Source organism: Bremerella cremea (genome assembly GCF_039541315.1).
In the GTDB taxonomy this organism is placed as follows: domain Bacteria; phylum Planctomycetota; class Planctomycetia; order Pirellulales; family Pirellulaceae; genus Bremerella; species Bremerella cremea.
In genome coordinates this window covers 403,617-426,715 of sequence record NZ_BAABFZ010000004.1, presented here as the reverse complement: position 1 = coordinate 426,715, position 23,099 = coordinate 403,617, and the positions used below count along the sequence as shown (strand labels likewise).

Genomic DNA, 23,099 nt, shown 5'->3' with positions numbered 1-23,099 from the left:
CGACACCGAATCAGGCGTCTTCCACCTTACCAATCAGGGAGAGCCGCGGAAGTCTCGCAAGGTTCGCCCTGGGTGCTTGCGGTTTCCGAGGAAGCAGCATCACCCCGCCCGATTTTGCGGATTCAGCGACATCCTTTGTTTCGATGTCCTCGCGAAATTGGAAATCGCCATCTGGATGAGAATACAAACACATCATGCTCGAGGTCATTCTTCCCGACGGATCTAAAAAAGAATTCGATCACGCTGTTACCCCCATGGAGGTCGCCGCTGATATTGGACCAGGTCTGGCCAAAGCGACCCTGGCAGGGGAAATCGACGGCAAGGTCGTCGGCTTCGATACCAAGCTGCCTGAAGAAGGCAGTGTCAATCTGCGATTGTTAACCAAGAAGGACGAAGAAGCCCTCGGGGTGATGCGTCACAGTTGTGCCCATATCATGGCCCGCGCCGTGATGCGACTGTTCGATGGCGTGCAGTTGGCATTCGGACCAACGATCGACGGCGGCTTCTACTACGACTTCGATCTCGAGCATAAGCTCTCCGAAGAAGACTTCCCGGCGATCGAAGCCGAGATGAAGAAGATCATCAAGCAGGACGAACCTTTTGAACGGATCGAACGCGATCGCGAAAGTTCGCTGCAAGTGGTCAAAGATCTGGGCCAGAAATACAAGATCGAACATATCGAAACCGGCCTGAAAGATCACGACTCGATGTCGTTCTATCAGCAGGGCGAGTTCATCGACCTTTGCCGTGGCCCGCATATTCCGCGGCCGAAGGCGATTGGTGCTTACAAGATCCTGTCGGTTGCCGGCGCTTACTGGAAAGGCGATTCCAACAATCGTCAGCTCCAGCGTTTGTACGCAACCGCCTTCTTCAACAAAGAAGACCTGGAAGCCCACCTAACTAAAATCGAAGAAGCCAAACGGCGCGATCATCGCGTCCTGGGTAAGCAGCTCGATCTGTTCTCGATTAATCCGCTTGTGGGGCAGGGTCTGATTTTGTGGTCCCCTAAGGGAACCATCATCCGCAACCTGCTGACCGAGTTCGTCGGCGAGCAGTTGAAGAAGTTCGAGTACCTCCCGGTGGTGACCCCCAATATTGGCAAGGTCGATCTATATAAGATCTCGGGACATTACCCGTACTACAAAGACAGCCAGTTCGCGCCGATTCATCAGGCCGAGGACGAAGAATATCTCCTCAAGCCCATGAACTGCCCGCATCACATCATGATCTACAAGTCGCGGCCTCGCAGCTATCGTGAGTTGCCGTACCGCTTGTCGGAGTTCGGGACCGTTTATCGCTACGAGCAATCGGGCGAATTGAACGGCATGACCCGCGTGCGCGGTTTTACTCAGGACGACGCCCACATCTTCTGCACCGACGAACAAGTCGAAGACGAGTTCCGCAAGTGCATCCAGATGACCCAGTACGTTCTCAGCAGCTTGGGCCTGACCGACTATCGTGTTCGTCTCGGTTTCCGTGACCCAGACAACTCGAAGTACGTCGGCAAGCAAGCAGTTTGGGATGCGGCCGAAGCGGCTCTGGTTCGTGTTTGCAAGAACATGGGCATCACCGCCACTGCCGAAGCAGGCGAAGCCGCGTTTTACGGCCCGAAAGCCGACTTCGTGGTGAACGACTGCCTGGGACGTGAATGGCAACTGGGTACCGTTCAGCTCGACTATAACCTGCCGAGTGCCGAACGTTTCGACCTGGAATACATCGGCCCTGATAATCAGCCGCATCGCCCAGTGATGATCCATCGCGCTCCGTTTGGATCGCTGGAACGCTTCATGGGTGTGTTGATCGAACACTTTGCCGGCGCCTTCCCACTGTGGTTGGCTCCAGAACAGGTTCGTATCCTGGTCGTCAGCCAGAAGTTCGAAGAGTATGCCCGCAAGGTCGAAAAAGAACTGCAACTGGCCGGCTTCCGCGTCAGTGGCGACTATCGACCGGAAAAAATTGGAGCCAAGATCCGAGCCGCCCAATTGGAACTGATCCCCTACATGTTCATCATCGGGGGACGGGAAATGGAAGAAGAATCGGTTGCGGTTCGCGACCGAATCGATGGCGACTTGGGTTCCATGAAGATCCAAGAGGCAATTGATAAGCTAAAAGAAGAAGTCAAGAACCGTGTCGTGCGACAAGTGTTCAAAGGTTCGGCGGGCCTGGGTACCTCAGCCGCGTCGTCCAGCGATGAATACTAAACCGGCCGGTTTTCGAGGCATTGCCTGCCCTCCTTTTATGGGGGCAGGCGTGCTATGGTCACCCAAGTGACCAGTTTCCGCCTGACCATCACCAACCCTCCTGATGGAATCTGAAACGCCATTACCACCCGGAAAGGTGGCAAAATTTAACGATTCCGATTTTCGAGCGTTAACGAAGCGGAAACTTGACGATAAAATATTAACGATGTGGTACGATTTTACGGGTTGTCCACATGGTTGAATCATTAAAGACACCTTACCCGTTTCCTAGCATTTAAAGGATCACTAGCCATCGCCCTGCGTAATACGTCTCGCGAACGGGAACGCGATCAGAATCGCGACCAGACTCGAATCAACGAACGAATCCGCGTCAGCCCAATTCGAGTCATTTCTGCTGAAGGTGAACAGTTGGGCGTTCTGCCCACCGACGAAGCCATGTCCATTGCCCGAGAGGCAGGCCTGGATCTAGTCGAAGTTGCGCCCGGAGCCAAACCGCCGGTCTGCCGCATCATGGACTACGGCAAGTACAAGTACCAGCAAAGCAAAAAACAACATAAGAATCAGTCGCACCACACCAAGACCAAAGAGATTCGTCTCCGTCCGAAGACGGGCGATCACGATATCGAGTTCAAGGTCAAGCAAGCGATTGGCTTTCTGAAGCACAAAGACAAAGTCCAAGTCTCGGTGCAGTTCAAGGGTCGTGAAATGGCCCACGTTGAAGAAGGTCATCGCGTGATGGCCCAAGTGATTGAACTGCTGGCCGAAGTGGGCAAGCTTGAATCGCCACCGAAGCAAATGGGGCGCCGCATCATGGCCACCGTTTCGCCGAAAGCAGGATAGGTTCGGCCAGGATCGAGAGACGATCCTTACAACAGCCATCGATTCAAAAGCCATTCCAATTCTGGGATGGCTTTTTTAATGCGCAGCGGCATCGTGCTAGCACCGCGACATCCCGCGAAATGACCTTGTTGGCTCAAGAGGACCTCTGTTATCGTCTCGCGGCACTGGCTCCTGTGAGACGGATCCAGAAAACCCCAGAAAGCCAAGCCATGCGATCTTCGGTCATTATCACCACTCACAATCGGCCCTATTATCTCGATAAGGTCCTGTACGGCTTCATGCACCAAACCGAGAAGCCGCACGAAGTTGTCATCGCGGACGATGGCTCGTCCGACAATACACCCGAGATCATCGAGAAGTACCGACAACAGGCCGATTTCCCGATCCTACATGCCTGGCACCCATTCGGCGGCATGCCCCAGATCAGCAAGACCCGTAACAACGCCACGCGGGCAGCAACCGGCGACTATCTGATCTACACCGATGGCGACTGCATCCCTGGCCCACAGTTCGTGGCCGATCATCGGCGGATCGCTCGCCCTGGGCACTTCGTCCAAGGCCGCAGAAACTTCCTGCAGTACAAAGGCTTCGATTCCTTCAAGGGAACGGAAACAAGCTGGGAGCTGGTGAAGGCCTGGATGAAGGGTCACCTGACCAAGCTACATCTCACGATTCGCATCCCAGGCTTTGCCACACGAAGCAACACCACCCACGGCGTGCGATCGTGCAACCTGGCCGTCTGGAAGAGCGATGTGGCCAACATCAACGGTTGGAACGAAGCATTCGTCGGGTTCTGGCGAGAAGATAGCGAGTTCGTGACCCGACTGATGCGAAGCGGCGTGAAACGTCTGAACGCCGTTTACTCGGCAGTTGTCTTCCACATGGAACACGAGAAGTTCTTCATCGAGGCCGACTTCGATCGTAACAACGCCTTGTGGGAAGCCTCGAAGACAGGACCTGTCTTCATCGAAAAGGGAATGATGCCGCCCCCTCGGCCGACAGCCATCTCGTTCCAGCAGCCTCAGGCCACCAGCCAAGCCAAAGCGGCTTAGCTCACCAGCGAACGATAGATTTCGACGGTCTCTCGCGCGGCTTGCTCTGAATTAAATCGCGTGCGGACTGATTCCGCTGCGTCTGCCCCCAACTGCCGAGCTGCCTCGCGATCTGTAAGGACGTGTGCCAATTTCTCGGCCAAGGCAATTGGATCATGAGGTGGAACCAGGTGTCCCCCTCCGGTGGCTCGAATTAATTCGGGAAACGCCCCGTGCTCTGGCTGAACCACCGGAACCCCGGCGGCGAGTGCTTCCAGGACGAACAAACCTTTCGGATCGCGATAGGTTGTCGGCACCGACAGAACGTCGATCGACTGCAGGAAGGTCAACTTGCTGGTCCGGTCCACCGTGCCGAGGTACTCGCAGCCTTCGCGATGGCCGGCCTGTTCCAACTTCTCCATCTGTTCGTTGACATAGGCCTCTTGCTGCTTGCCGGCCCAACCAGCGACTTTCAACTGAACATCCTGCATGCCTTCGATGGTCCGTAAATGCAGAAACGCGTCAACTAACAGATGCAGCCCTTTTTCCGGGGCCATCCGGGCCAAATAGCCAATCGTCGGGGGCCGCTTTGTGTGATCTTTCCCTGAGGAAGGGGTGGGGAGGTCAGAAAGATCGATCCCCAACGGAACCAGGCAGAACTTTTCGCGCGGGATTCCGAAATACTCGGCCATGTAATCGGCGTAGTACTCGCTGAAGACGATAAACCGGTCGATATGCGGAACCAGCTGTTTAATCTGCTGGAAACACTGTGTTCGATACGGTTCCGGCAGTTCGTCCATGAAGATGTCGTCTCCCTGCAGGGTCGCGACAATCGGACAGCCGACCTTCTCCTTCAGCAGCGGAGCGGTCCCAGCAATCATCATGTTGCTGAAGTTGATGATCTGCGGCTTCAGGTCTTTGGACACCCACTTCGCCAGTCGCAGAGCTTCCTTCCGCTGGTTACCGTCTTTCCCCTTGAGAACCGAGAGCGTCAAAGCTCCGAGCTGTTTTGCGTCGGTCTCGATACCACGCGACGTCGCCCACCGAATGATCCATTCCTGATCGAGCCAGCGGGTCAGCCAGGCAGGCAGAAAGCGATAGCCAGGGACGGTTTGCTCCATATAGACATTGATGCCGCCGTAGAAGAGCGTTTTCTCGCTGACATCTTCTTCGTCGACGCGAATGGGCGTGTACATCGGAATCAGGTGCACATCTTGCCCCAGATGGTGCATCGCTCGAGCCACGGTGTTGTCGCGCATGCAACTACCGCAGAACATGCCTGCTCCGCCGGCAGTGATATAGGCGATCGTCAGGCGATCGGTCGAACTTGGTGTTTGCGACATAGCAACCTAGCGATCCGCAGGCTTGGCATGCGGAACAACGGCTGGACTCCAATGGCGAGTCATGCCCCACACTACCGCGAGTAGCACGAAGCCAAGGATTCCAGCGATTCTTAGTCCTCCGGACTTGAATACCACCAATCCATTGAAGGCAATAAACAGGAAGAAGCCAATCATCCCCCGTTCCCACCAGGGACTTCGCCGGCGATAGGCCTGCGGAGCTACCCACCACCAGACGGTGTCGGCCAGCCAGACAATCGCCATCAGGTGATTGACGTAGATACCGCCTCCGAAACGGACGCCCAGCACTTCGTAGGTCTGCCGAGCGGTCTCGGCATAGGCGTGCTGATGATTCCAATGGTGATAGAACTGCATTCCGGCCGCGATGTGGGCCAGAAACAGGGCACACCCAGCGGTCCAGATGCCCCGTCGAAAACCTTCCGACAAAGGGCACCAGGGATGAACCATCCTGAGCACCAGACTCGACGCCATGGCGATTAGTGCCAGACGTATCGTCCAGGCCGTGATCAGAGGACCATCCATCCAGTGTCTTGGGGTAATGGGAACGCAATCAGCGATGACTGCCGTTATTTTAGATGGTGTCACTCAGGAATTCGACCGTCGCCAGGGTGGAAGGGGCCGAAAACTGTATCGGTAAAACCAATTAGTACAATAGGTTACGCCGATACCATGGCGGACTAGCCAGTTTTCCCAAATCCACCTGCTTCCCCCTACCGCTCTGCGGGGATTGTCCCTAGAATATTGGGTTTCCACGGATAAGAACCATGTCCGTATAGGACAACGTGTCCCACATACTCATTGGGGATTGGCATCATGCCTAAGATGAAGACCCACAAGGGTACTAAAAAGCGTTTCCGCATCACCGGAAACGGCAAAATCAAGCACCGTCAGTGCGGAACAAGCCACTTGGCAAACCGCATGAGCCACAAGCGGAAGCGTAATCTCCGCGGTACGACCGTTCTGGCGGAAGCCGAATCGGTGGCTCTGCGTTTGGCTTTGGGCAAGTACAGCTACTAAAGCGGTAAATTTCTGACAGCACTCCGATCTGCTTCACATTGGGTAAGCAGGCAACCGAGTGCGATTTTCTGTACGCGGGTACCAAACATCCGTTTCCCACGAAACGGGGGCCCAGTGGACGAAGGTTTAAGGTAATACGATGAGAACTACTTACGGCAAGGCTCGCCACCGTTCCAAGAAGCGTCTTTTCAAGAAGGCACGTGGTAATCGCGGTGGTCGTGGTAATTTGCTGCGTACCGTCAAGGAAACGCTGGTCCGAGCTGGCGTCTATGCTTATCGCGACCGTAAGGTCCGTAAGCGTGAATTCCGCAAGCTGTGGATTATCCGTCTGAATGCCGCTGCTCGCGAACGCGGTCTGCGTTACAGCGAATTCATCAACGGCCTGAAGAAGGCTGGCATCACCCTGGATCGCAAGGTTCTGTCCGAGATGGCGATTCACGATCCGGGCGCATTCGATGCGGTGACTGAAGAAGTCAAGGCTGCCCTCGCCGCCTAAGTCGGCTTGCCCACCGTGGATGGGCAGCCCGCAACCCAGATGCAATAATACAAGCCGCCGAGTATCAACTCGGCGGCTTGTTTCATGAACGCACGTAATCAACAGGCATCATGTCACTCAACGATTTCATCAAACAGTTGGACGATCTGGTCGAAGCCGCTTCGCATCGCTTCGAAGAAGCTATCAAACAGGTCGACTCCCAGATCCTGGAAGACACCCGCGTCGAGTACCTCGGGGCGAAGAGCGGAAAGCTCAAAGAAGCGCAGAAGGGGCTCGGCAAGGTCTCGAAAGAAGACAAGCCAGTCGCCGGCAAACGCTTCAATGAAGTGAAGACCCGCCTGGAAGAGCTCTTCCAATCGGCCGCCGACACCATCACCGGTGGAAGCAGCAGTAAGGGGAAGTCAGAAGCGATTGACGTGACCCTGCCTGGCAAGCGACCACGCCTGGGGCATATTCACCCGATCACCCAGACGATCGACGAGCTGAAAGACATCATGGGCCGGCTCGGCTTCTCGGCCGTCGAAGGTCCTGAAATCGAAGATGACTGGCACAACTTCGAAGCGCTCAACATTCCGCTCGAACATCCTGCCCGCGATCCGCTGGACAACTTCTACCTGAACGTTGCCGCGGCTGGCACCGGGGGTGGCAACCAACTGCTGCGAAGCCAGACCTCGACCGTGCAGATCCGCGTGATGGAGAATACCAAGCCTCCGATCCGCATCGTTTCGCTCGGACGTGTCTACCGTCCCGACGAAATCGACGCCACGCACTATGCCATGTTCCATCAGATCGAAGGCCTGCTGGTCGATACCAACGTAACCATGGCCGACCTGAAGTACGTGCTGCGATTGTTCGCTTCGAGCTACCTTGGCGGCGACGTCGAGATTCGCTTTCGTCCTTCGTTCTTCCCGTTCACTGAACCGAGCGTGGAAGTCGACATGCGCTGGCAAGACACGTGGCTTGAGTTCGGCGGAGCCGGCATGGTCGATCCGAACGTCCTCAAAGCGGTTGGCTACGATCCTGAAGAAGTCACCGGGTTCGCCTTCGGCCTGGGCGTCGAACGACTTTGCATGCGTCGTCATGGCATCAACGACATTCGCTACTTGTACGACAGCAATACGAAGTTCCTGGCACAGTTCTAAAACACATTGCCACCTCGCTTCCTCTTGCATCGTTACGAAATCCGAATCCACGCACTCGCACAGAATATTTGAATCATGCTCGTTTCCTGGGATTGGCTGAAGCAGTACCTCGACCTGAACATCAGCGAAGCGGAAGTCTGCGATCGTTTGACCCTGGCCGGGTTGAACTTCGATGGCGCTTCGACGGTGAATAACGATCGTTGCCTGGACCTGGAAGTCACCAGCAATCGCCCCGACTGGCTCGGCCACGTCGGCATCGCTCGCGAAGTGGGCGTGCTGTTCGATCTCGACCTGAAGGTTCCGGCGGCGGATATCTCGGCGATCTCGAACGGGGGAGCCTGTTCGAAGATCGTTCAGCTCGAAGACGAAAAGTTCTGTCCACGCTATATCGCCCGCAGCATCACCGGCGTCACGGTCGGCGCCAGTCCGGCCTGGCTCACCAATCGCTTGAACACGATTGGCCTACCATCGATCAACAACGTAGTCGACGTGACCAATTACGTGTTGATGGAAATCGGCCAGCCGCTGCACGCCTTTGACCTCGCGAAAATCGAAGGGGACGTCATCTCGGTTCGGAAGGCTGCCGCCGAAGAGAAGTTCATGGCGATCGACCATCGCGAGTACCTTCTCAGTTCGGACGACTACGTCATCGCCGATGGCCGCGGGGCGATTGCTCTGGCAGGCGTGATGGGTGGCAAAGAAACCGAAGTCGGCGATTTGACGACTGACCTGTTAATCGAAGCGGCCCAGTTCGCGGCGCTACCAGTCCGCACGACCTCGCGTCGGTTAAAGCTGAAGAGCGATTCGTCGTACCGCTTTGAACGTGGCGTCGATCCCGAAATGATCGATTGGGCAAGCCGTCGCTGCTGCGAACTGATTGTTGAAACCGCAGGTGGCGAAGTGTGCGAAGGCCGTGTCTACGCTGGTTCGCAGCCACACTCTCGCTCGAGCGTGACACTTCGCCTTTCGCAGTTGCCACGCATCCTGGGTATCGAAGTTCCCGAAGCGGAAGTGCGCCGCATCCTCGAAAAGCTGGGGAATGAAGTCGTCGATCAGTCGGCCGGCTCGATCACGATTACCCCAGCGAGTTGGCGACGCGACCTCGATCGCGAAGTCGATCTGATCGAAGAAGTCGCACGTATCCATGGCTATGACAAGATTCCAGAACGAGCCGGCGTTTCGCTGAGTGCTTCGCACCAGAGCGATCTCGATCGGATTCGCAACAAAGTTAGCACGGCTATGCTCGGCATGGGCTTCGACGAGACCTTGACCCGCAGCATCGTGAGCGATGTCTGGTCGAAGGCGTTTCAGGGTTGGTCGCTCTCGGAACCGTTGACCACCAGCATGCCGATGGTAAAGGGGGAAGATCGCCTGCGGGTGAGCTTGATTCCAAGCCTGCTCGGGGCCCGTCGCAACAACGAAAAGTTCAGCTATCCTGAAATCGATCTGTACGAGATCGCCAAGGTTTATCTGCCGAAGTCGAAGGCACTGCCAGACGAACGCTATATGGTGGGTATTACGAGCGGTCGAGGCTTCTACGAACTGAAGGGGGCGGTCGAAGCTTTGGTTGGTTCGCTCAATCCACGAGCGATGGTTACGACCATTCCTTATACCGATCCGCTGTTTGAAGAAGGGCAGGGGAGTCACCTGACCATCAATGGCACCACGCTCGGTTACCTGGGTGTGGTTAGCAAGTCGGCCGCCAAGGCGTTCGGTCTGCAGCAGAAAGCAACCGTTGCCGAGCTCGATCTGACCGCGTTGATGAAATTAGCCGTGCTCGTTCCACAACATCAAGACTTCAGTACCCACCCTGCGATGAACCGCGACTTGAACCTGGTCGTCGACGAAGAAGTCAGCTGGTCACGTCTGCAAGATATCAGCACGACGGCTGGGGGCGAACTGGTTCAAGAGGTCACCTTCCAAGAGATCTTCCGCGATCCGAAGAAGGATGGTCCTGGCAAGAAACGCGTCCTCTTCACGATCACGCTTCAAGCCTACGATCGTACCCTGACCGGCGAAGAAGCCGACGCCACGATTTCGCAAATCCTGGCTGCCTGTGGTAAGGAAACGGGAGCCAAGCTACTAGCTTAGTTTGGCCGATGGCAGGCCCACTCGATTAACAACCGCAATTCCCTTCTCTGATTAGCGAGACCTATGGCCGACCACCAACAAATCTTCGATCAACTTTGCGACCACTATCGAGAAACTGCCAAGCTGGAAAACATCAGCGCGTTGTTGGGCTGGGACGAACGGGTTCTGCTGCCAGAAAATGCCGGAGCCTATCGTGCTGATCAGGTCACCCTTCTGTCGGGGATCATTCACGATCGCAATACCGATCCCAAGGTCGGCGACTGGCTGGAACAACTTCATGATTCGCCACTGACCGAAGAAGCCAATAGCCCCGCCGAGGCCACCATTCGTCGCCTCAAGCGAGACTACTTAAAGCAGGTGAAGTTGCCGAAACGTCTGGTGGAGGAGTTCAGTCACTCGCGAATCATCGGCCAACAAACCTGGGTCAAAGCACGAGCCGAAGACAAGTTCGCCACCTTTGAACCGATCCTCGACAAACTGGTGAGTCTCAGCCGCGAAATGGCCGAGGCAATTGGCTACGAAGGGGAACAATACGACGCCCTGCTCGACTTCTACGAACCAGAAGCCAAGACCGCTCAGGTTCGTCAGGTTCTGGAAACCTTGAAGGAGCAGTTGGTCCCTCTGGTCGCAGAGATCAAGGACAGCGGCCGCGTTCCGAACATGGAAGTGCTGAAGCGAAAATACCCGCTCGCTCAGCAGGAACAGCTTGGTATGTCCGCCGCATCGAAGATCGGTTTCGACTTCTCGGCTGGTCGACTCGACGTAACGCACCATCCGTTCTGCACGACCATCGGCCCTTACGATATTCGTATCACTACGCGGTACGACGAGAACTTCTTCCCGTCAGCGTTCTTCTCGACCTTGCACGAAGCTGGCCATGGCATCTACGAACAAGGCCTGCCGCATCAATGGTTCGGCCTGCCACCGGGTGCGGCGGCTTCGCTCGGCGTGCATGAGTCGCAGTCGCGGCTGTGGGAAAACATTGTCGGCCGCAGCTATGCCTTCTGGAGTCATTTCTATCCTGAAGCGAAGAAGCTGTTCCCCGAGGCGTTGTCCGACGTCCCGATCGGCGACTTCCATTTCGCCATCAACGAAGTTTCCCCTTCGCTGATTCGCGTGGAAGCAGATGAAGCAACGTACAATTTGCACATCATCATTCGCTTCGAGCTGGAACAAGCTCTGCTTTCCGGCGACCTGCAAGTGAAAGACCTGCCAGGGGCCTGGAACGAAAAGTACACCCAGCAGTTGGGCATCACGCCCACGAGCGATGCCAATGGCTGTTTGCAGGATGTCCATTGGAGCGCCGGCCTGATGGGTTACTTCCCAACCTATAGTCTCGGCAACATCTACTCGGCGCAATTGATCGAACAAGCTCGCGAAGACCTGGGCGATCTCGACGCCATGTTCGCGTCGGGCGAGTTCATGCCACTGCTGGATTGGCTGCGAGAGAACGTTCATCAACTGGGGCAATGCTATCCCGGCGATCAATTGGTGGAACGTGTTTGCGGCGATCCGATCGACTCGGCCCCGCTAATTCGCTATCTGCGTTCGAAACTTGGGCCGCTTTACGGCATCGAACATTAAAGAAGGTCTCGGAAGCGAGTCGCCACGGCGACTCGCTCAACCTTAGCGATACCCTAGACTACGTTCGATTTCACGAGAACGATCCGACCAGCCTGACCCCAGGTCGGTGCTTCGGCCGTTCTTCTTGGCGAACGATCCGGTATCGGTCATATCGTCTTCCTCTTCATCCTCGGCCTTTGGCTTCGTATCGGAGAAGTTGTCGACGACATGATGTCTAGGTTCTGGCTCTTCCCGATGACGTCCCCATCCCCAGGTACGACAACCAGGGGCAACCAAGAGCAAGATCAGCAAAGCAATTGTTGAGCGGGTGGACATCAGCGGAGTTCAAGCCGGGACCAAGAAAATGAGAGTCGAATCACGTCGCTAAATACCTGAAATTCAATGTCGGTACTAGAGCAAATGAAAACGCCCACTCCGCTTGATATCTTGGTGATCGCCCCCCATCCCGACGATGCCGAACTTGGCATGGGAGGCGCGATTCTGAAATTCAAAGCGGAAGGGAAGAAGGTCGGCATTCTCGATCTGACTTCCGGCGAGCCCACACCCTACGGTAGTCCCGAGAAACGAGCTGCAGAGACAGCTGCTGCCACCGACATCTTGAAAGTCGACTGGCGAGATAACCTGGGCCTGCCGAATCGAAGCCTCGAGCCAACGCTAGCTGCCCGCGAGAAGCTGGCATCGGTCTTTCGCTTGCTGCGGCCGAAGTGGCTGTTTGCCCCTTACTGGGAAGATGCCCATCCCGATCACCTGGCAGCGACGCAACTTGTCGACGCGGCCCGCTTCTGGTCGAAGCTCAGCAAGACCGAAATGCCCGGCGAGCCATTCCACCCGCAGCGTATCTACAACTACTACTGTGTTCATTTGAAAATGGCGGCCCAGCCGGCATTCGTGCTCGACATCAGCGAGCATTGGGAAGAGAAGCTGGCGTCGATTCGATGCTATCACAGTCAATTTATCGAAGGTCGCCCCACCGAGTATCCCACCTTCCTCGATAAGCTTCACGACGAGGCCTCGTACTGGGGCAAAGTGATCGGAACTCGTTACGGCGAACCGTTCACCTCGCGCGAGCCGATTGGCCTGAGCAGCATGGATTCGCTGGTTTGACCGCCTGACGGTGGCACTTTAGCAGCATTGCTAGCGGCCGCAAAGTTTATCCAAATCGCGAAATCGGCACGATTCCTCTGAAGCGATCTTCTTCGCCAGGCCGATGACTGACCCATCGGACAAAGTGCGCCGCGAAAGATTCGTTCGGCGTACCAAGCAGCTCGGGGGGGCTACCTGAATTGCTACGATTGTCATTTTCGTGCGCTACTGGTTTGTCATCACCTGTTTAACTCTGTTGTGCAGCGGCTGCGCCGCCATCCCCGAGATGCGCGAGAAGCCGATCTTTCACAACCCGTTCCCGCAGTTGGCACGGGTCGCGGTGATTCCATTCAATAACCAGAGCGACATCCCTACGCTCGATATGGATGACGTGACGTTGGCCTACTACGGCGAACTGCAAACCATCCGCGGCTTTGAAGTCGTACCAATTGGTGTGACGATGCGGGCGATGCAAGCAAGCGGCAACAATGGCACCGATATCGAACAACTGCGAGCACTCGGAAAAATGTTGGGTGTCGACGCCATCGTGGTGGGTTCGGTTACCGACTACTCGCCTTACTACCCCAAGCGCATGACGTTGGCCGTCAACTGGTACGCGACGAACCCTGGATTCCATCCGATTCCGCCTGGCTATGGACTGCCGTGGGGCACTGCAGATGAAGAGTTCATTCCAGAGTCGCACTTGTGGGAAGCAGAGTTCGCGCTGGCCCGAGCCCAGCTCGAAACACAAACGCCCGTTCAGCCTGATTTCGGCGAAACACCCGAGAAAAACGCCCGTATTGACGCCGAAGGCTTGCCACCAGACTGGCCCGATCCAAGCGGCTTCATCCCCGATGCACCGAAAGCGAATCGCCCGATGATGATGGCGCAGGACAGCCCGATCATCTCACAGATTCGAAGCTATAGCGAAAATGATTCCGACTTCACAGAACGTGCCGAGCAGTATTACTTTTTTCTCGACGATGCGCGTAATGGGGGTTGGCAGGGTTTTCTCGATCGTAGCAACGATTTCATTCGTTTCTGTTGCTACTCGCATATCACAGAAATGCTCTCTCTTCGTGGCGGTGCCGGTGAATCTCAACTGGCGATCCGGTGGGGCGAAAGCCGATAACGTTCTTTACCACGGATGAGTTTTGGAATTGTCTGGGAGGCTGCCTCACGTGACGGAAGAGATTAACGTACTAGCACTGGTCAAGGGTGAAGAACGCTACGTATTTTTGTTCAGCGATCAGCGACGGGCCGAAGCCCTCCGCACGCTGGGCCGATACGCGAGCAATCCGGAGCTGAGCTTCACCTGGTACGACGCCGCAGTGCTAAGCCAAAAAATTCGCGCTCAAGCTGCCGATCAGAACGCACCGGTCGATAACGATGCTTCCGTGAAGCCACGCTTCGAGTTCCCCGCTAACGGGCCGATTGATATCGGAAGCCTCGACGCCGACCATCTCGACTTCGACGAGTTCAGCTAATCAGGCGGAGCCAGCAGGGTGATCGATCGAGCCTTAAGTTCATCCACCCAGGGTCTGCGAACGGTCATTGATAGCTTCCTTCGCTATCTCCAGGTCGAACGCAATGCATCCGATCTGACCATCAAAAGCTATGGCGAAGATCTCGACGCCTTGGCGGGCTATCTGGAAGAAAGCTTTGCCCTGGAGCCTTCGCCCGATGAAATCACGACCCTCGATCTGCGGGGGTACGTGTCCGCTGTCACCGAAGCAGGCTACTCCGGCAGTACCGTGGCTCGCCGGCTCGCCTCGATGCGAAGCTTTTTCAAGTTTGCCCAGCGGCAGCAACTGGTTGATAAGAACCCAGCCAAACCGCTGCGTAACCCTCGCAAAAGCCAGAAGCTTCCGCACTTTTTAACCACGACTGAGATCGGCACGCTGCTCAACGCTCCGTCCCGGGTCGACGCCGCTGGCATCCGCGATCGGGCGATGCTTGAAACGACCTACAGCGCCGGTCTGCGTGTGAGCGAACTGGTCGGGATCAACGAGAACGATCTCGACATGCATGATGGCCTGGTTCGCGTTCGTGGAAAGGGTCGCAAAGAACGACTCGCTCCCCTCGGTTCGTACGCGCTCGATGCGATTTCCGACTGGATGAATATTCGCCGTTTGAGCCCAAAGAGCGAGAAGCTGACGGAACGTCCGATCTTCTTAAACAAGTTCGGCAACCGCATCACCACGCGTAGCGTCGGACGGATGCTCGAAAAATATCTGAAAGAAACCGGGCTCGATCTGCGAACGAGTCCGCACACGCTGCGACATAGTTTTGCTACCCATCTGCTCGATGCAGGTGCCGACATTCGTAGCGTGCAGGAACTGCTGGGGCACAAGAGTCTGGTGACGACGCAGATCTACACCCACCTAAGCACCGCCACGCTGAAAGGCGTGTACGAGAAAGCTCATCCGCGAGCGAAGGCTTAGTACTGCAGGCCGAAACGGGACTGGCCAGCTTGCGGTGCGAAGTCGAGTCGCATGACCTGATGTTCATGCCCGAACGGGGAACTGCAATAGGTGATCTTGATACGCTCGTCGTCATCTTCGCCGATCGTATGCCCATCACCAATCACGGGACCATTGGCAATCAAGTAGTCGGCCAGCCCATAAAACCGCTCGCATAAGTCGCCAGGCTGATCGGTCGCGTTCTCGGTTACGAAGTCCATCACATCAAGCGACTGCAGCCCGCGTGTAAAACCGACCGTCGTGCCGTCATCGTTCTTTCCCAAGTAAACGGCGACCCACAAACACAGTGGAACTTCCGTTGGCAGGGATTCAATAGCAATATCGTGGAACAGTTCTGGCGAAACCATCAAGCCAGACTCTCCCCACAGCACACCTGCCGGCTGTCCACATGTTGCCAGAAGCGATGCGGTGACCATCGTCAATAATTGCGCCTGCAGCAGTGGCGCGACGTCTCCGACGACGGTTACAATCAAATGGGAACGATGTTCTTGCAGTTGCTCCACCGCTTCAGGCCAGATCCAAGTCTGACGTTCCGGTGGAGCCCAGCTATCTTCTGGTATCGGGCCAGGCATCATTCCCATGGCGATACTCATCTGCCCCAAGTCGAAAGAGAGCGTGTTCTCTTCCTTTCGGACATCCGTTGGGGCCGGCAATATGGGCCACGATTCCGCAAGGTTTTCGCGAAACGCCTTCCATGCAACTTTGGAACCGCGATTCAATGCGATCATTGAAAGTGAGACTCCCACAAGCACCTTCCTCTCTGGCTAATAACCGCGAATCATGAACTCATTGGGGAGGACGCTGCTTTGGATTCTAAACGCTGACAATTGCGAAACCAATGAAAATATCAACGGAGCAACCTAAAATTGTGAGCGGTCAAAAAAGGTTCTCGACTACATTCTTGACAACGCAATTCCGGCATGTTTTCGATTTGCTTGGTTTTCGATTCCTACCTTCAACATGAGATCAGGTTTTAACGAATTCCTGCGCGATTCATAACGGTTAACTGGTTTTTTATTATGCAAACAGTAGCAATTATTGGTGCCGGCGTTTCCAGTTTGATGTGTGCCCGTGAACTCGCGCACGAGTTCGATATTACGCTTTTCGAGAAGGCACGCGGTGTGTCTGGTCGTATGGCGACGCGACGGGTTCCCGAACATGACATCGCCTTCGATCACGGGGCTCAGTACTTTACCATTCGCAGCCAACCCATTGAGCAGCACCTGCAGAAGTGGTTATCCGCAGGCATCGTTGCTCCGTGGGATGGCAAGGTCGTTGTACTTCGGCCAAATGAGTTACCCGAAGTGGAACCAACCTCGCGTTACGTCGCAGTTCCTGCAATGAATGCTCTCGGCAAGCACCTGGCCGAATCGCTCGATATTCGGCTGAACACCCGCATTGAATCGGCACAACATTCATCTTCCGGTTGGGTTCTAACTTCGACCGATGGCCAGAAATTCGGTCCATTTGATGTGCTGGTTTGCACAGCGCCGCCAGAGCAAACCAATGCGATCCTGGGAGCGACCAGTCCCTTCCGTGGAACGCTGGTCGATCAGCAGTTTGATCCTTGTTGGGCGACGCTCGTCCATTTCCCAAGTCGAATCGATGTCGACTTCGACGCCGCCTTCGTTCACGAAAACCCTTTGCGTTGGATCTGCCGCAATAACAGCAAGCCTGGCCGAAACGCGGAGCACGAGTGCTGGGTGTTGCATGCCTCGGGATCGTGGTCGCGAGAAAACCTTGAGTGCCAGCCAGAGGAGATCACCCCACGTCTGCTTGAGGCATTTGCCAAAGCCACTGGTGCGAACCTGCCTGAACCGATTTACGCCGCCAGTCACCGTTGGCGGTACAGTGCCCCTGTCGAACCTCTCGACCGTTCTTACCTTTGGGACCCCACCGTTCGTCTGGGAATTTGCGGCGATTGGTGCTCTGGTGCCCGGGTGGAAGGGGCGTTATTCAGCGGTCATTCGCTGGCCGCGCAACTTCTCGAATAATTCCGGTCGATTTCGTAACCATTTCAGGAGGTGGGGTCATAATGAAGTTAGACCCCATTCGATCCCCCGATTGCTCCTCTTGGACAGAGAATTTCGAGGCCCATGTTGCTCCGCCCCCTGATCACACCTGCCCTGATTGCATGCTTTCTGATCTTTGCTGCTGCATCGCCGTTGCTCGCCGCGTCTGAGGCTGAATTGGCACCAAACGGTAATCTGGAAACTCCCAACGCCGATTCGACCTGGCCAGCCGACTGGGGACAAGTCAAATCAGGCGGTAGCTGGGAAAGCGAATCAGGTAACCACTTCATTCGCCTGAAAAGCCCTGAGCCTGGCCAGATGGTCATGCTGTATCAAGAGCTGAAGCTTCCCCCTGGGACCGAAGCTCTGCGTCTCTCTTGGAAACAGCGGGTCAGCGATCTGAAGAAGGGGAAGAGCTCGTGGTTTGATGCTCGCATCATGATCGAATTCGTCGACGACCAACACCAGAAACTGAAGCCTGCTCCGAAGCCGGCCGCCACCGGAAAAGACACCGATGGCTGGGAAGAACGTCAGGTCGAGTTCCTGGTTCCGCCAGGTGCCTACTGGCTTCAGTTTATGCCAGCGTTATTTCAGGTCGAGTCAGGCACCTTCGATCTCGACGACATCTCGTTGCAAGCGGTCGACCCGGCCCCGCTTCGCGCAGAGATGGATCGACGCAACAAGGAACGCCTTGCGAAACAAACCGCCGATGCCGCCAAACGCCGGGCTAAGGCGCAGAAGACACTCGAGGAAACAGGCTCGCTGATCCTCAACGGTTCGTTCGAGGAAAAGAAGGGGGACTTGCCGCTGCATTGGGGCAAGATGTCTGGGGCCGTACGTTGGGAAAACGAATCGGACAACACCTTCCTGCGGATCGAGTCGCAAGAGCCTGGAAAGCTGGCAATGCTCTACCGTACCTACGACATCCCCGAAGGCACGAAGGCTCTTGAGCTGACCTGGAAACAGCGAACCTCAAACCTCAAGACTGGCGAGATGCCGTGGTTCGATGCTCGCATCATGCTCGAGTTCCAGGGGATCGATGGCAAGAAGATTTCTGGTAAGCCTGCTCCGCCTTACACCAATCGCAACAGCAACGACTGGGTCGAGAAGTCGAAGACCTTCCTCGTTCCAGACGATGCCTTGACGTTGATCGTCATGCCGAGTTTGTTTCAGGTGAAGTCTGGAACGCTCGATCTCGATGACATCGCACTTCGTCCGGCCGATCCCACTCCACTGTTTGCGGCAGCCAAGCTTCGCGAAGAAGAAGCTCAGATGCGAAACGTCCCAGTGGAAGAACCGAATCGTGCCAAGTGGCCGAAGATGCTGAAGGTGGTTGGTAACCGCGTGCAAGATACCGACGGAAACGACGTCTGGTTGCAGGGAGTCAACGCTGGTGGCTTGGAAACCTTGCCCCAGGATAAGCAGCCAATTAAGTCCGCGGTCGTGGCGATTGACGAGTGGCATGCCAACTGTGTCCGCGTCCCAATCAAAGACGAGTTCTGGTACGGCAAAAGTCCGTATCAAAAAGATGGCGGCAAAGAATATCGCGAAACGATCGATCGTATTGTGAACCTGGCCGCCAATCGCGGCGCGTACGTGGTGCTCGACCTGCATCGCTACCGGGCCCCCAAGCAAGAGCACGCCGATTTCTGGAAAGACTGTGCGACGGTTTATAAGAATCACCCGGCCGTCTTGTTCGATCTGCTGAACGAGCCGCATGGGATTTCGTGGGAAGTCTGGCGAAACGGTGGCTTTGTCGGCACGAAGAATGGCAACGACGAATCGGCGTTTCTGGACGATGCTGAAAAGAAAGCAAACCAGGGATTCGAGTCGATCGGAATGCAGGCCATGGTCGAAGCGGTCCGATCAACCGGTGCGAAGAACATCGTCATCGCCGGGGGCGTTTTCTGGTGTAACGACCTGACCGGCATCGCCGAAGGTTACGCCCTGGAAGACCCCAGCGGTAACGGCATCATGTACTCGTGGCACACCTACAACTGGCATACCGACTGGGAGAAGAAGGTTCTGCCAACCGCTGCCAAGCATCCAATCTTCCTGGGCGAAGTGGGTGCCGACATCAACAAGATGGACTTCATCCCGGCTGCCGATCAGGAAAGCCCTTACACGTGGGTGCCTGACATGCTGGGCTTCATTCAGAAGCATCACATTCACTGGACCGGTTGGTGCTTCCATCCGCGTGCAACGCCTGTGATGATCTCGGACTGGAAGTACACGCCAACGCCCTTCTGGGGTAAGTTCGCCAAGGAAGCCCTGGATGGCAAGCAGTTCGAGCTCAAGCGAACTCGTTAATCTTCCTTGCGGTCGATCGCCAGTAGAAAAGGAGCGGCCACCAACAGCAGAACAACCACCTGCACGCTGGCCGCCAACCAATCGACGCGGAGCTTTCTTCCTTTCAGGCGAAGTTGTCCGGTCTCGAAACCGATCCAATTATGGACGTTGCCAGGCTCGAGCGTCGTTCGGTTCAATTCCCAGAACGGGCGATACTGCGGGATATAGCCAAAGTAACTTCGGTCCGCTTCGTATCGAACTGAATTCGCCGAACGGCCACCGACGTATCCTTCCCAGATGCCAGCGGTCCGCATCGGTGCAAAAGCGACCATGGTAGCAAGTGCCAGCATTAGACTAGCGATGGCTCCGCTCCGCACCCGCTTGGCTCCTCCTTGGAACGACTGTTGCACCCTCGCCCGGAACCCGAAACAGGCCCAAATCAGGCACCACAACAGCGTCGCCATCCCCATGGCAAACAGGAACAACAGGAAGAGGATCCCCCCGCCAAAATTTCCGTACGCGATTACCACGCTAGTTGCCATGTTACTTTCTATCCAGGCTGCCAAAGGCAGTTTCTACCTTCTGATGGACCGCTGAACTTTCGAGAAGACAACCATTTCGGAGAGTAATTCGTGAAACCAGCGGCGAGCCCTTTCCCTCGCCCTGGGAAACCCGGTAAGTTGAAACGCGTATCAGGGAAACTATCACGGAAGAAGCTTTCATGTTTTGGATTGACGACGCGATTCTCGATGGCGGAATCCTCCTATTTCTGGGGGTGATCACCAGCAAGATCTCTGCGCGTTACGGAGTACCGATGCTGGTCCTCTTCTTGGGACTCGGCATGCTGGCCGGTTCGGAAGGGTTCGGCGGGATCGAGTTTGAAGACTACGAACTCGCCCACGCGGTCGGCTCGCTCGCCTTGGCAATCATCCTCTTCGATGGTGGCCTGGAAACGACGGCCACCTCGATTCGCTCGGCCTGGAAACCATCGCTCGTGCTGGCCACGCTCGGTGTATTGATCACTTCGATCGTGACTGGTTTAGCCGCCAGTTGGATTTTGAATATCCCCATCCTGCATGGCATGCTGCTGGGAAGTATCGTCGGCTCGACCGATGCCGCGGCGGTCTTCTCAGTCCTTCGCTCCGGTGGATTTGCCTTGCCACCGAAGCTTGGTTCCACGCTGGAAATCGAAAGTGGATCGAACGATCCGATGGCCATCTTCATGACCATTGGTTGCATCGAGATGCTAAAGCCAGGGGCTGACGTCGGCTGGGGCGGGGGACTAATCTTGATGTTCTTCACTCAGATGATTGTGGGCGGTCTGGTTGGGATTGCGTTTGGATACATTGCTGTTTGGCTCACCAATCGGTTACATCTTGATACGGCCGGGCTCTATCCACTTCTGGCAACAGGCATGGGGCTCATTACTTTTGGCCTGGCATCGTACCTGGGTGGCAGCGGTTTTCTGGCGGTCTACGTGGCAGGGATCGTGATTGGAAACAGCAAAGTTGTATTCAAACGTGGCACGCTACTTTTTCATAACGCGTTGGCCTGGCTGGCTCAGATCGCGATGTTTATTGTGCTGGGGCTGCTTAGCTTTCCGAGCAGCTTGATTGCCGTTGGCTGGCAATCGATCGGTATTGCAATCGTGCTGATCCTGATCGCACGCCCAATTGCCGTGGCGGTGTGCATGGCTCCGTTTGGATTCCGCTGGAACGAAATGGCCCTGGCAAGTTGGGGCGGATTGAAAGGAGCGGTCCCGATCACGCTGGCAACTTTCCCTCTGCTATTCGATATCGACGAAGCTTCGCTCGTGTTTAATGTCGTCTTCTTTGTGGTGGTGCTGTCCGCATTGGTGCAAGGCTGGTCGTTGCCTTGGGCAGCGAAGAAGCTGGGACTCGATCAACCCATGCCACCCAGTGCACCGGTTCAACTTGAAATCAATTCGCTGCGGAACGTTGAAGGCGATATCCTCGATTACACCATCGAAGAGACTTCGCCAGCCGCGGGCAAACTGGTCAGTCAATTGAATCTGCCAGACGGAATTACGATTGCTCTGATTGCCCGCAACGAGCAGTTCATCCCACCACGCGGCAAGACTCAAATTCTTGCCGGTGACCATGTCATCGTCGTGGTTCGCACCGGGGCAGGGGAGGGAACCAACGCCATCTTCTCCGCACCGCACGAAACAGAAACCGCACCGACAACATCTCCGGCACCAGAAGCATGATCTATCGAACTCTCGGCAACACAGGTCTTTCAATAACGCAACTCGGCTACGGCACGATGGGTTTGCGAGGTCCAAATACCTGGGGCGTGCGTGTCGTGGAAGATGACGCGGCGGAACGCTTCTTGAACCTGGTGCTCGACTCGGGAATCAACTTCCTCGATACGGCCCCAGACTATGGTGCGGCGGAAGAGCGAATCGGCCGGGCTATCAGTTCGCGGCGAAGCGAATACTACCTCGCGACCAAGTGCGGGTGCGCTTACATCCAGCACGAAGATCACATCGAGATCAAACATGAATGGCGTCCCGATGTCGTTCAGCGGAACCTGGAAACGAGCCTGAAACGCATGCAGACCGACTATGTCGATTTACTGCAATTCCATGGCGGCGATGCCAAGTCTCTCCAGCAGGCAGGGCTTATCGATCAACTTCTCCGGTTTCGCGACGAGGGCCTCGTCCGACACATTGGCATTTCCACTAAACTAGACGATCTTCCCGACTTGCTGGCGTTGAGCGTCTTCGAAACATTTCAGGTCGCCTACTCGTGCCTGAATCCGGTTCACCACGATATTATCACTGAGGCCGCAGAAGCAGGTGCCGGGATCATCATTCGTGGTGGCATCGCCCATGGTGGTCCTGATGCCGAGATTCAACGACCTGCCCTGAACGATGTCTGGACGGCGGCGAAGTTGGAAGAGCTTCTTTCCGATGGAATGACGCGGGCTGAATTGATTCTGCGATACACACTCTCGCATCCGCACTGTGATACCGCGATTGTCGGTACCTGTAACGAGGTGCATCTGCAAGAGAATATCGCCGCCGCTGCGAAGGGAGCATTGCCGGATGATCTGGTTCAAGAGATTCGGCAGCGTGTGGCTGCCCTATGATCCGTAATGGATCGCCAGCCAGATTGTCTTTTCTTCGGCGGAAGTCGATTCAACGCGATGCTTCTTCCGGGCGGGAATATTCACGAAATCGCCAGGCTTGAGATGCCTGGACTCGTCTTCCCCTTCCAATCGCAACACGGCTTCTCCTTCGACGAGCAGCACAAACTCGTGCTGCGGCTGATCGTACCAGAAGCCTTCAGGCGAAGCATGCGCGGCTGAGACGATCCGTTCAATCTTGACGCCGTCTGCTTGTGCAAGTGTTTCGAAAAGCTCTTCTGGAAGGCTCTCTGGGATCGAAGCGAACAAATTGCCTGACGACATGATCTATCCTTGGCTTGCGAAGAACACAGCGTCG

At 55.8% G+C, this 23,099-nt stretch carries 22 protein-coding genes; 16 read left to right on the top strand and 6 right to left on the bottom strand.

All coding sequences use genetic code 11. The features are described 5' to 3' along the window. Window positions 1-194 precede the first annotated feature (194 nt). The 3 genes from thrS (at window position 195) to ABD890_RS16365 (ending at window position 4,093) form a co-directional block, all read left to right on the top strand. Entirely contained in the window at window positions 195-2,201 is a 2,007-nt protein-coding gene (gene thrS / locus ABD890_RS16375) for a threonine--tRNA ligase (RefSeq protein WP_345091950.1), read from the top strand. 291 nt (window positions 2,202-2,492) lie between these two features. Further along, complete coding sequence (gene infC, locus ABD890_RS16370; protein WP_345092424.1) at window positions 2,493-3,041, top strand: translation initiation factor IF-3; 549 nt, start codon at window positions 2,493-2,495, stop codon at window positions 3,039-3,041. A gap of 209 nt (window positions 3,042-3,250) precedes the next feature. Continuing rightward, window positions 3,251-4,093: a glycosyltransferase gene (locus ABD890_RS16365; RefSeq protein ID WP_345091947.1), complete on the top strand. Its 843-nt coding sequence runs from the start codon at window positions 3,251-3,253 to the stop codon at window positions 4,091-4,093. Here the strand turns inward: ABD890_RS16365 and ABD890_RS16360 are convergent. Next, window positions 4,090-5,415: a glycosyltransferase family 4 protein gene (locus tag ABD890_RS16360; RefSeq protein ID WP_345091944.1), complete on the bottom strand. Its 1,326-nt coding sequence runs from the start codon at window positions 5,413-5,415 to the stop codon at window positions 4,090-4,092. The genes ABD890_RS16365 and ABD890_RS16360 overlap by 4 nt on opposite strands. Before the next feature lie 6 nt (window positions 5,416-5,421). Further along, entirely contained in the window at window positions 5,422-5,955 is a 534-nt protein-coding gene (locus tag ABD890_RS16355) for a hypothetical protein (protein WP_345091941.1), read from the bottom strand. A 288-nt stretch (window positions 5,956-6,243) separates the two neighbouring features. Here ABD890_RS16355 and rpmI point away from each other — a divergent pair, with 288 nt between their 5' ends. From rpmI to ABD890_RS16330, 5 genes are all read left to right on the top strand, one after another. Next, entirely contained in the window at window positions 6,244-6,450 is a 207-nt protein-coding gene (rpmI, locus tag ABD890_RS16350) for a 50S ribosomal protein L35 (RefSeq protein ID WP_315853371.1), read from the top strand. 139 nt (window positions 6,451-6,589) lie between these two features. Further along, window positions 6,590-6,946: a 50S ribosomal protein L20 gene (gene rplT, locus ABD890_RS16345; RefSeq protein ID WP_105355659.1), complete on the top strand. Its 357-nt coding sequence runs from the start codon at window positions 6,590-6,592 to the stop codon at window positions 6,944-6,946. A 110-nt stretch (window positions 6,947-7,056) separates the two neighbouring features. Then, window positions 7,057-8,088, top strand: a complete 1,032-nt coding sequence (gene pheS / locus ABD890_RS16340; RefSeq protein WP_345091931.1) for a phenylalanine--tRNA ligase subunit alpha — start codon at window positions 7,057-7,059, stop codon at window positions 8,086-8,088. A gap of 75 nt (window positions 8,089-8,163) precedes the next feature. Then, entirely contained in the window at window positions 8,164-10,179 is a 2,016-nt protein-coding gene (gene pheT / locus ABD890_RS16335; protein ID WP_345091928.1) for a phenylalanine--tRNA ligase subunit beta, read from the top strand. Between the two features lie 63 nt (window positions 10,180-10,242). After that, a complete protein-coding gene (locus ABD890_RS16330) occupies window positions 10,243-11,763 on the top strand; it encodes a carboxypeptidase M32 (RefSeq protein ID WP_345091923.1) in 1,521 nt (506 codons plus the stop codon). Between the two features lie 42 nt (window positions 11,764-11,805). Here ABD890_RS16330 and ABD890_RS16325 read toward each other — a convergent pair whose 3' ends face one another. Further along, window positions 11,806-12,078, bottom strand: a complete 273-nt coding sequence (locus ABD890_RS16325; protein WP_345091920.1) for a hypothetical protein — start codon at window positions 12,076-12,078, stop codon at window positions 11,806-11,808. An 84-nt stretch (window positions 12,079-12,162) separates the two neighbouring features. On the opposite strand from ABD890_RS16325, the gene bshB1 reads away from it, so the two are divergent. The 4 genes from bshB1 (at window position 12,163) to xerC (ending at window position 15,290) form a co-directional block, all read left to right on the top strand. Beyond that, entirely contained in the window at window positions 12,163-12,867 is a 705-nt protein-coding gene (bshB1, locus tag ABD890_RS16320; RefSeq protein WP_345091917.1) for a bacillithiol biosynthesis deacetylase BshB1, read from the top strand. Between the two features lie 199 nt (window positions 12,868-13,066). Further along, window positions 13,067-13,978 carry a hypothetical protein gene (locus ABD890_RS16315; protein WP_345091914.1) on the top strand — a complete coding sequence of 304 codons (912 nt, stop codon included), beginning with the start codon at window positions 13,067-13,069 and terminating at the stop codon, window positions 13,976-13,978. Window positions 13,979-14,027: 49 nt separating this feature from the next. Beyond that, window positions 14,028-14,333 carry a hypothetical protein gene (locus tag ABD890_RS16310; protein WP_345091911.1) on the top strand — a complete coding sequence of 102 codons (306 nt, stop codon included), beginning with the start codon at window positions 14,028-14,030 and terminating at the stop codon, window positions 14,331-14,333. Window positions 14,334-14,351: 18 nt separating this feature from the next. Beyond that, window positions 14,352-15,290, top strand: a complete 939-nt coding sequence (gene xerC / locus ABD890_RS16305) for a tyrosine recombinase XerC (RefSeq protein WP_345091908.1) — start codon at window positions 14,352-14,354, stop codon at window positions 15,288-15,290. Here the strand turns inward: xerC and ABD890_RS16300 are convergent. Further along, window positions 15,287-16,057 carry a DUF4261 domain-containing protein gene (locus tag ABD890_RS16300; RefSeq protein ID WP_345091905.1) on the bottom strand — a complete coding sequence of 257 codons (771 nt, stop codon included), beginning with the start codon at window positions 16,055-16,057 and terminating at the stop codon, window positions 15,287-15,289. The two genes, xerC and ABD890_RS16300, sit on opposite strands and share 4 nt — an antisense overlap. Before the next feature lie 291 nt (window positions 16,058-16,348). On the opposite strand from ABD890_RS16300, the gene ABD890_RS16295 reads away from it, so the two are divergent. Then, a complete protein-coding gene (locus ABD890_RS16295) occupies window positions 16,349-17,323 on the top strand; it encodes an NAD(P)/FAD-dependent oxidoreductase (protein WP_345091903.1) in 975 nt (324 codons plus the stop codon). A gap of 102 nt (window positions 17,324-17,425) precedes the next feature. Next, entirely contained in the window at window positions 17,426-19,651 is a 2,226-nt protein-coding gene (locus tag ABD890_RS16290) for a glycoside hydrolase family 5 protein (protein WP_345091900.1), read from the top strand. Here ABD890_RS16290 and ABD890_RS16285 read toward each other — a convergent pair. Then, a complete protein-coding gene (locus ABD890_RS16285; protein WP_345091897.1) occupies window positions 19,648-20,172 on the bottom strand; it encodes a hypothetical protein in 525 nt (174 codons plus the stop codon). The genes ABD890_RS16290 and ABD890_RS16285 overlap by 4 nt on opposite strands. A 179-nt stretch (window positions 20,173-20,351) precedes the next feature. Between ABD890_RS16285 and ABD890_RS16280 the strand changes: the two genes are divergently transcribed. After that, entirely contained in the window at window positions 20,352-21,860 is a 1,509-nt protein-coding gene (locus tag ABD890_RS16280; RefSeq protein WP_345091894.1) for a potassium/proton antiporter, read from the top strand. Next, the gene (locus ABD890_RS16275; RefSeq protein ID WP_345091891.1) at window positions 21,857-22,744 is read left to right on the top strand and encodes an aldo/keto reductase; all 888 of its coding nucleotides are present in this window, start codon (window positions 21,857-21,859) and stop codon (window positions 22,742-22,744) included. Before ABD890_RS16280 ends, ABD890_RS16275 begins: the two co-directional genes overlap by 4 nt. Here ABD890_RS16275 and ABD890_RS16270 read toward each other — a convergent pair. Continuing rightward, window positions 22,739-23,065, bottom strand: a complete 327-nt coding sequence (locus ABD890_RS16270) for a cupin domain-containing protein (RefSeq protein ID WP_345091889.1) — start codon at window positions 23,063-23,065, stop codon at window positions 22,739-22,741. The genes ABD890_RS16275 and ABD890_RS16270 overlap by 6 nt on opposite strands. Window positions 23,066-23,099 lie beyond the last annotated feature (34 nt).

What these genes read in the sequence shown, in the direction of transcription:
- thrS (WP_345091950.1), top strand. Translation starts at nt 195, where the DNA reads ATGCTCGAGGTCATTCTTCCCGACGGATCTAAAAAAGAATTCGATCAC.
- ABD890_RS16365 (WP_345091947.1), top strand. Translation starts at nt 3,251, where the DNA reads ATGCGATCTTCGGTCATTATCACCACTCACAATCGGCCCTATTATCTC.
- ABD890_RS16360 (WP_345091944.1), bottom strand. Translation starts at nt 5,415, where the DNA reads ATGTCGCAAACACCAAGTTCGACCGATCGCCTGACGATCGCCTATATC.
- ABD890_RS16355 (WP_345091941.1), bottom strand. Translation starts at nt 5,955, where the DNA reads ATGGATGGTCCTCTGATCACGGCCTGGACGATACGTCTGGCACTAATC.
- rplT (WP_105355659.1), top strand. Translation starts at nt 6,590, where the DNA reads ATGAGAACTACTTACGGCAAGGCTCGCCACCGTTCCAAGAAGCGTCTT.
- pheS (WP_345091931.1), top strand. Translation starts at nt 7,057, where the DNA reads ATGTCACTCAACGATTTCATCAAACAGTTGGACGATCTGGTCGAAGCC.
- pheT (WP_345091928.1), top strand. Translation starts at nt 8,164, where the DNA reads ATGCTCGTTTCCTGGGATTGGCTGAAGCAGTACCTCGACCTGAACATC.
- ABD890_RS16330 (WP_345091923.1), top strand. Translation starts at nt 10,243, where the DNA reads ATGGCCGACCACCAACAAATCTTCGATCAACTTTGCGACCACTATCGA.
- ABD890_RS16325 (WP_345091920.1), bottom strand. Translation starts at nt 12,078, where the DNA reads ATGTCCACCCGCTCAACAATTGCTTTGCTGATCTTGCTCTTGGTTGCC.
- bshB1 (WP_345091917.1), top strand. Translation starts at nt 12,163, where the DNA reads ATGAAAACGCCCACTCCGCTTGATATCTTGGTGATCGCCCCCCATCCC.
- ABD890_RS16300 (WP_345091905.1), bottom strand. Translation starts at nt 16,057, where the DNA reads ATGATCGCATTGAATCGCGGTTCCAAAGTTGCATGGAAGGCGTTTCGC.
- ABD890_RS16295 (WP_345091903.1), top strand. Translation starts at nt 16,349, where the DNA reads ATGCAAACAGTAGCAATTATTGGTGCCGGCGTTTCCAGTTTGATGTGT.
- ABD890_RS16290 (WP_345091900.1), top strand. Translation starts at nt 17,426, where the DNA reads ATGTTGCTCCGCCCCCTGATCACACCTGCCCTGATTGCATGCTTTCTG.
- ABD890_RS16285 (WP_345091897.1), bottom strand. Translation starts at nt 20,172, where the DNA reads ATGGCAACTAGCGTGGTAATCGCGTACGGAAATTTTGGCGGGGGGATC.
- ABD890_RS16280 (WP_345091894.1), top strand. Translation starts at nt 20,352, where the DNA reads ATGTTTTGGATTGACGACGCGATTCTCGATGGCGGAATCCTCCTATTT.
- ABD890_RS16275 (WP_345091891.1), top strand. Translation starts at nt 21,857, where the DNA reads ATGATCTATCGAACTCTCGGCAACACAGGTCTTTCAATAACGCAACTC.
- ABD890_RS16270 (WP_345091889.1), bottom strand. Translation starts at nt 23,065, where the DNA reads ATGTCGTCAGGCAATTTGTTCGCTTCGATCCCAGAGAGCCTTCCAGAA.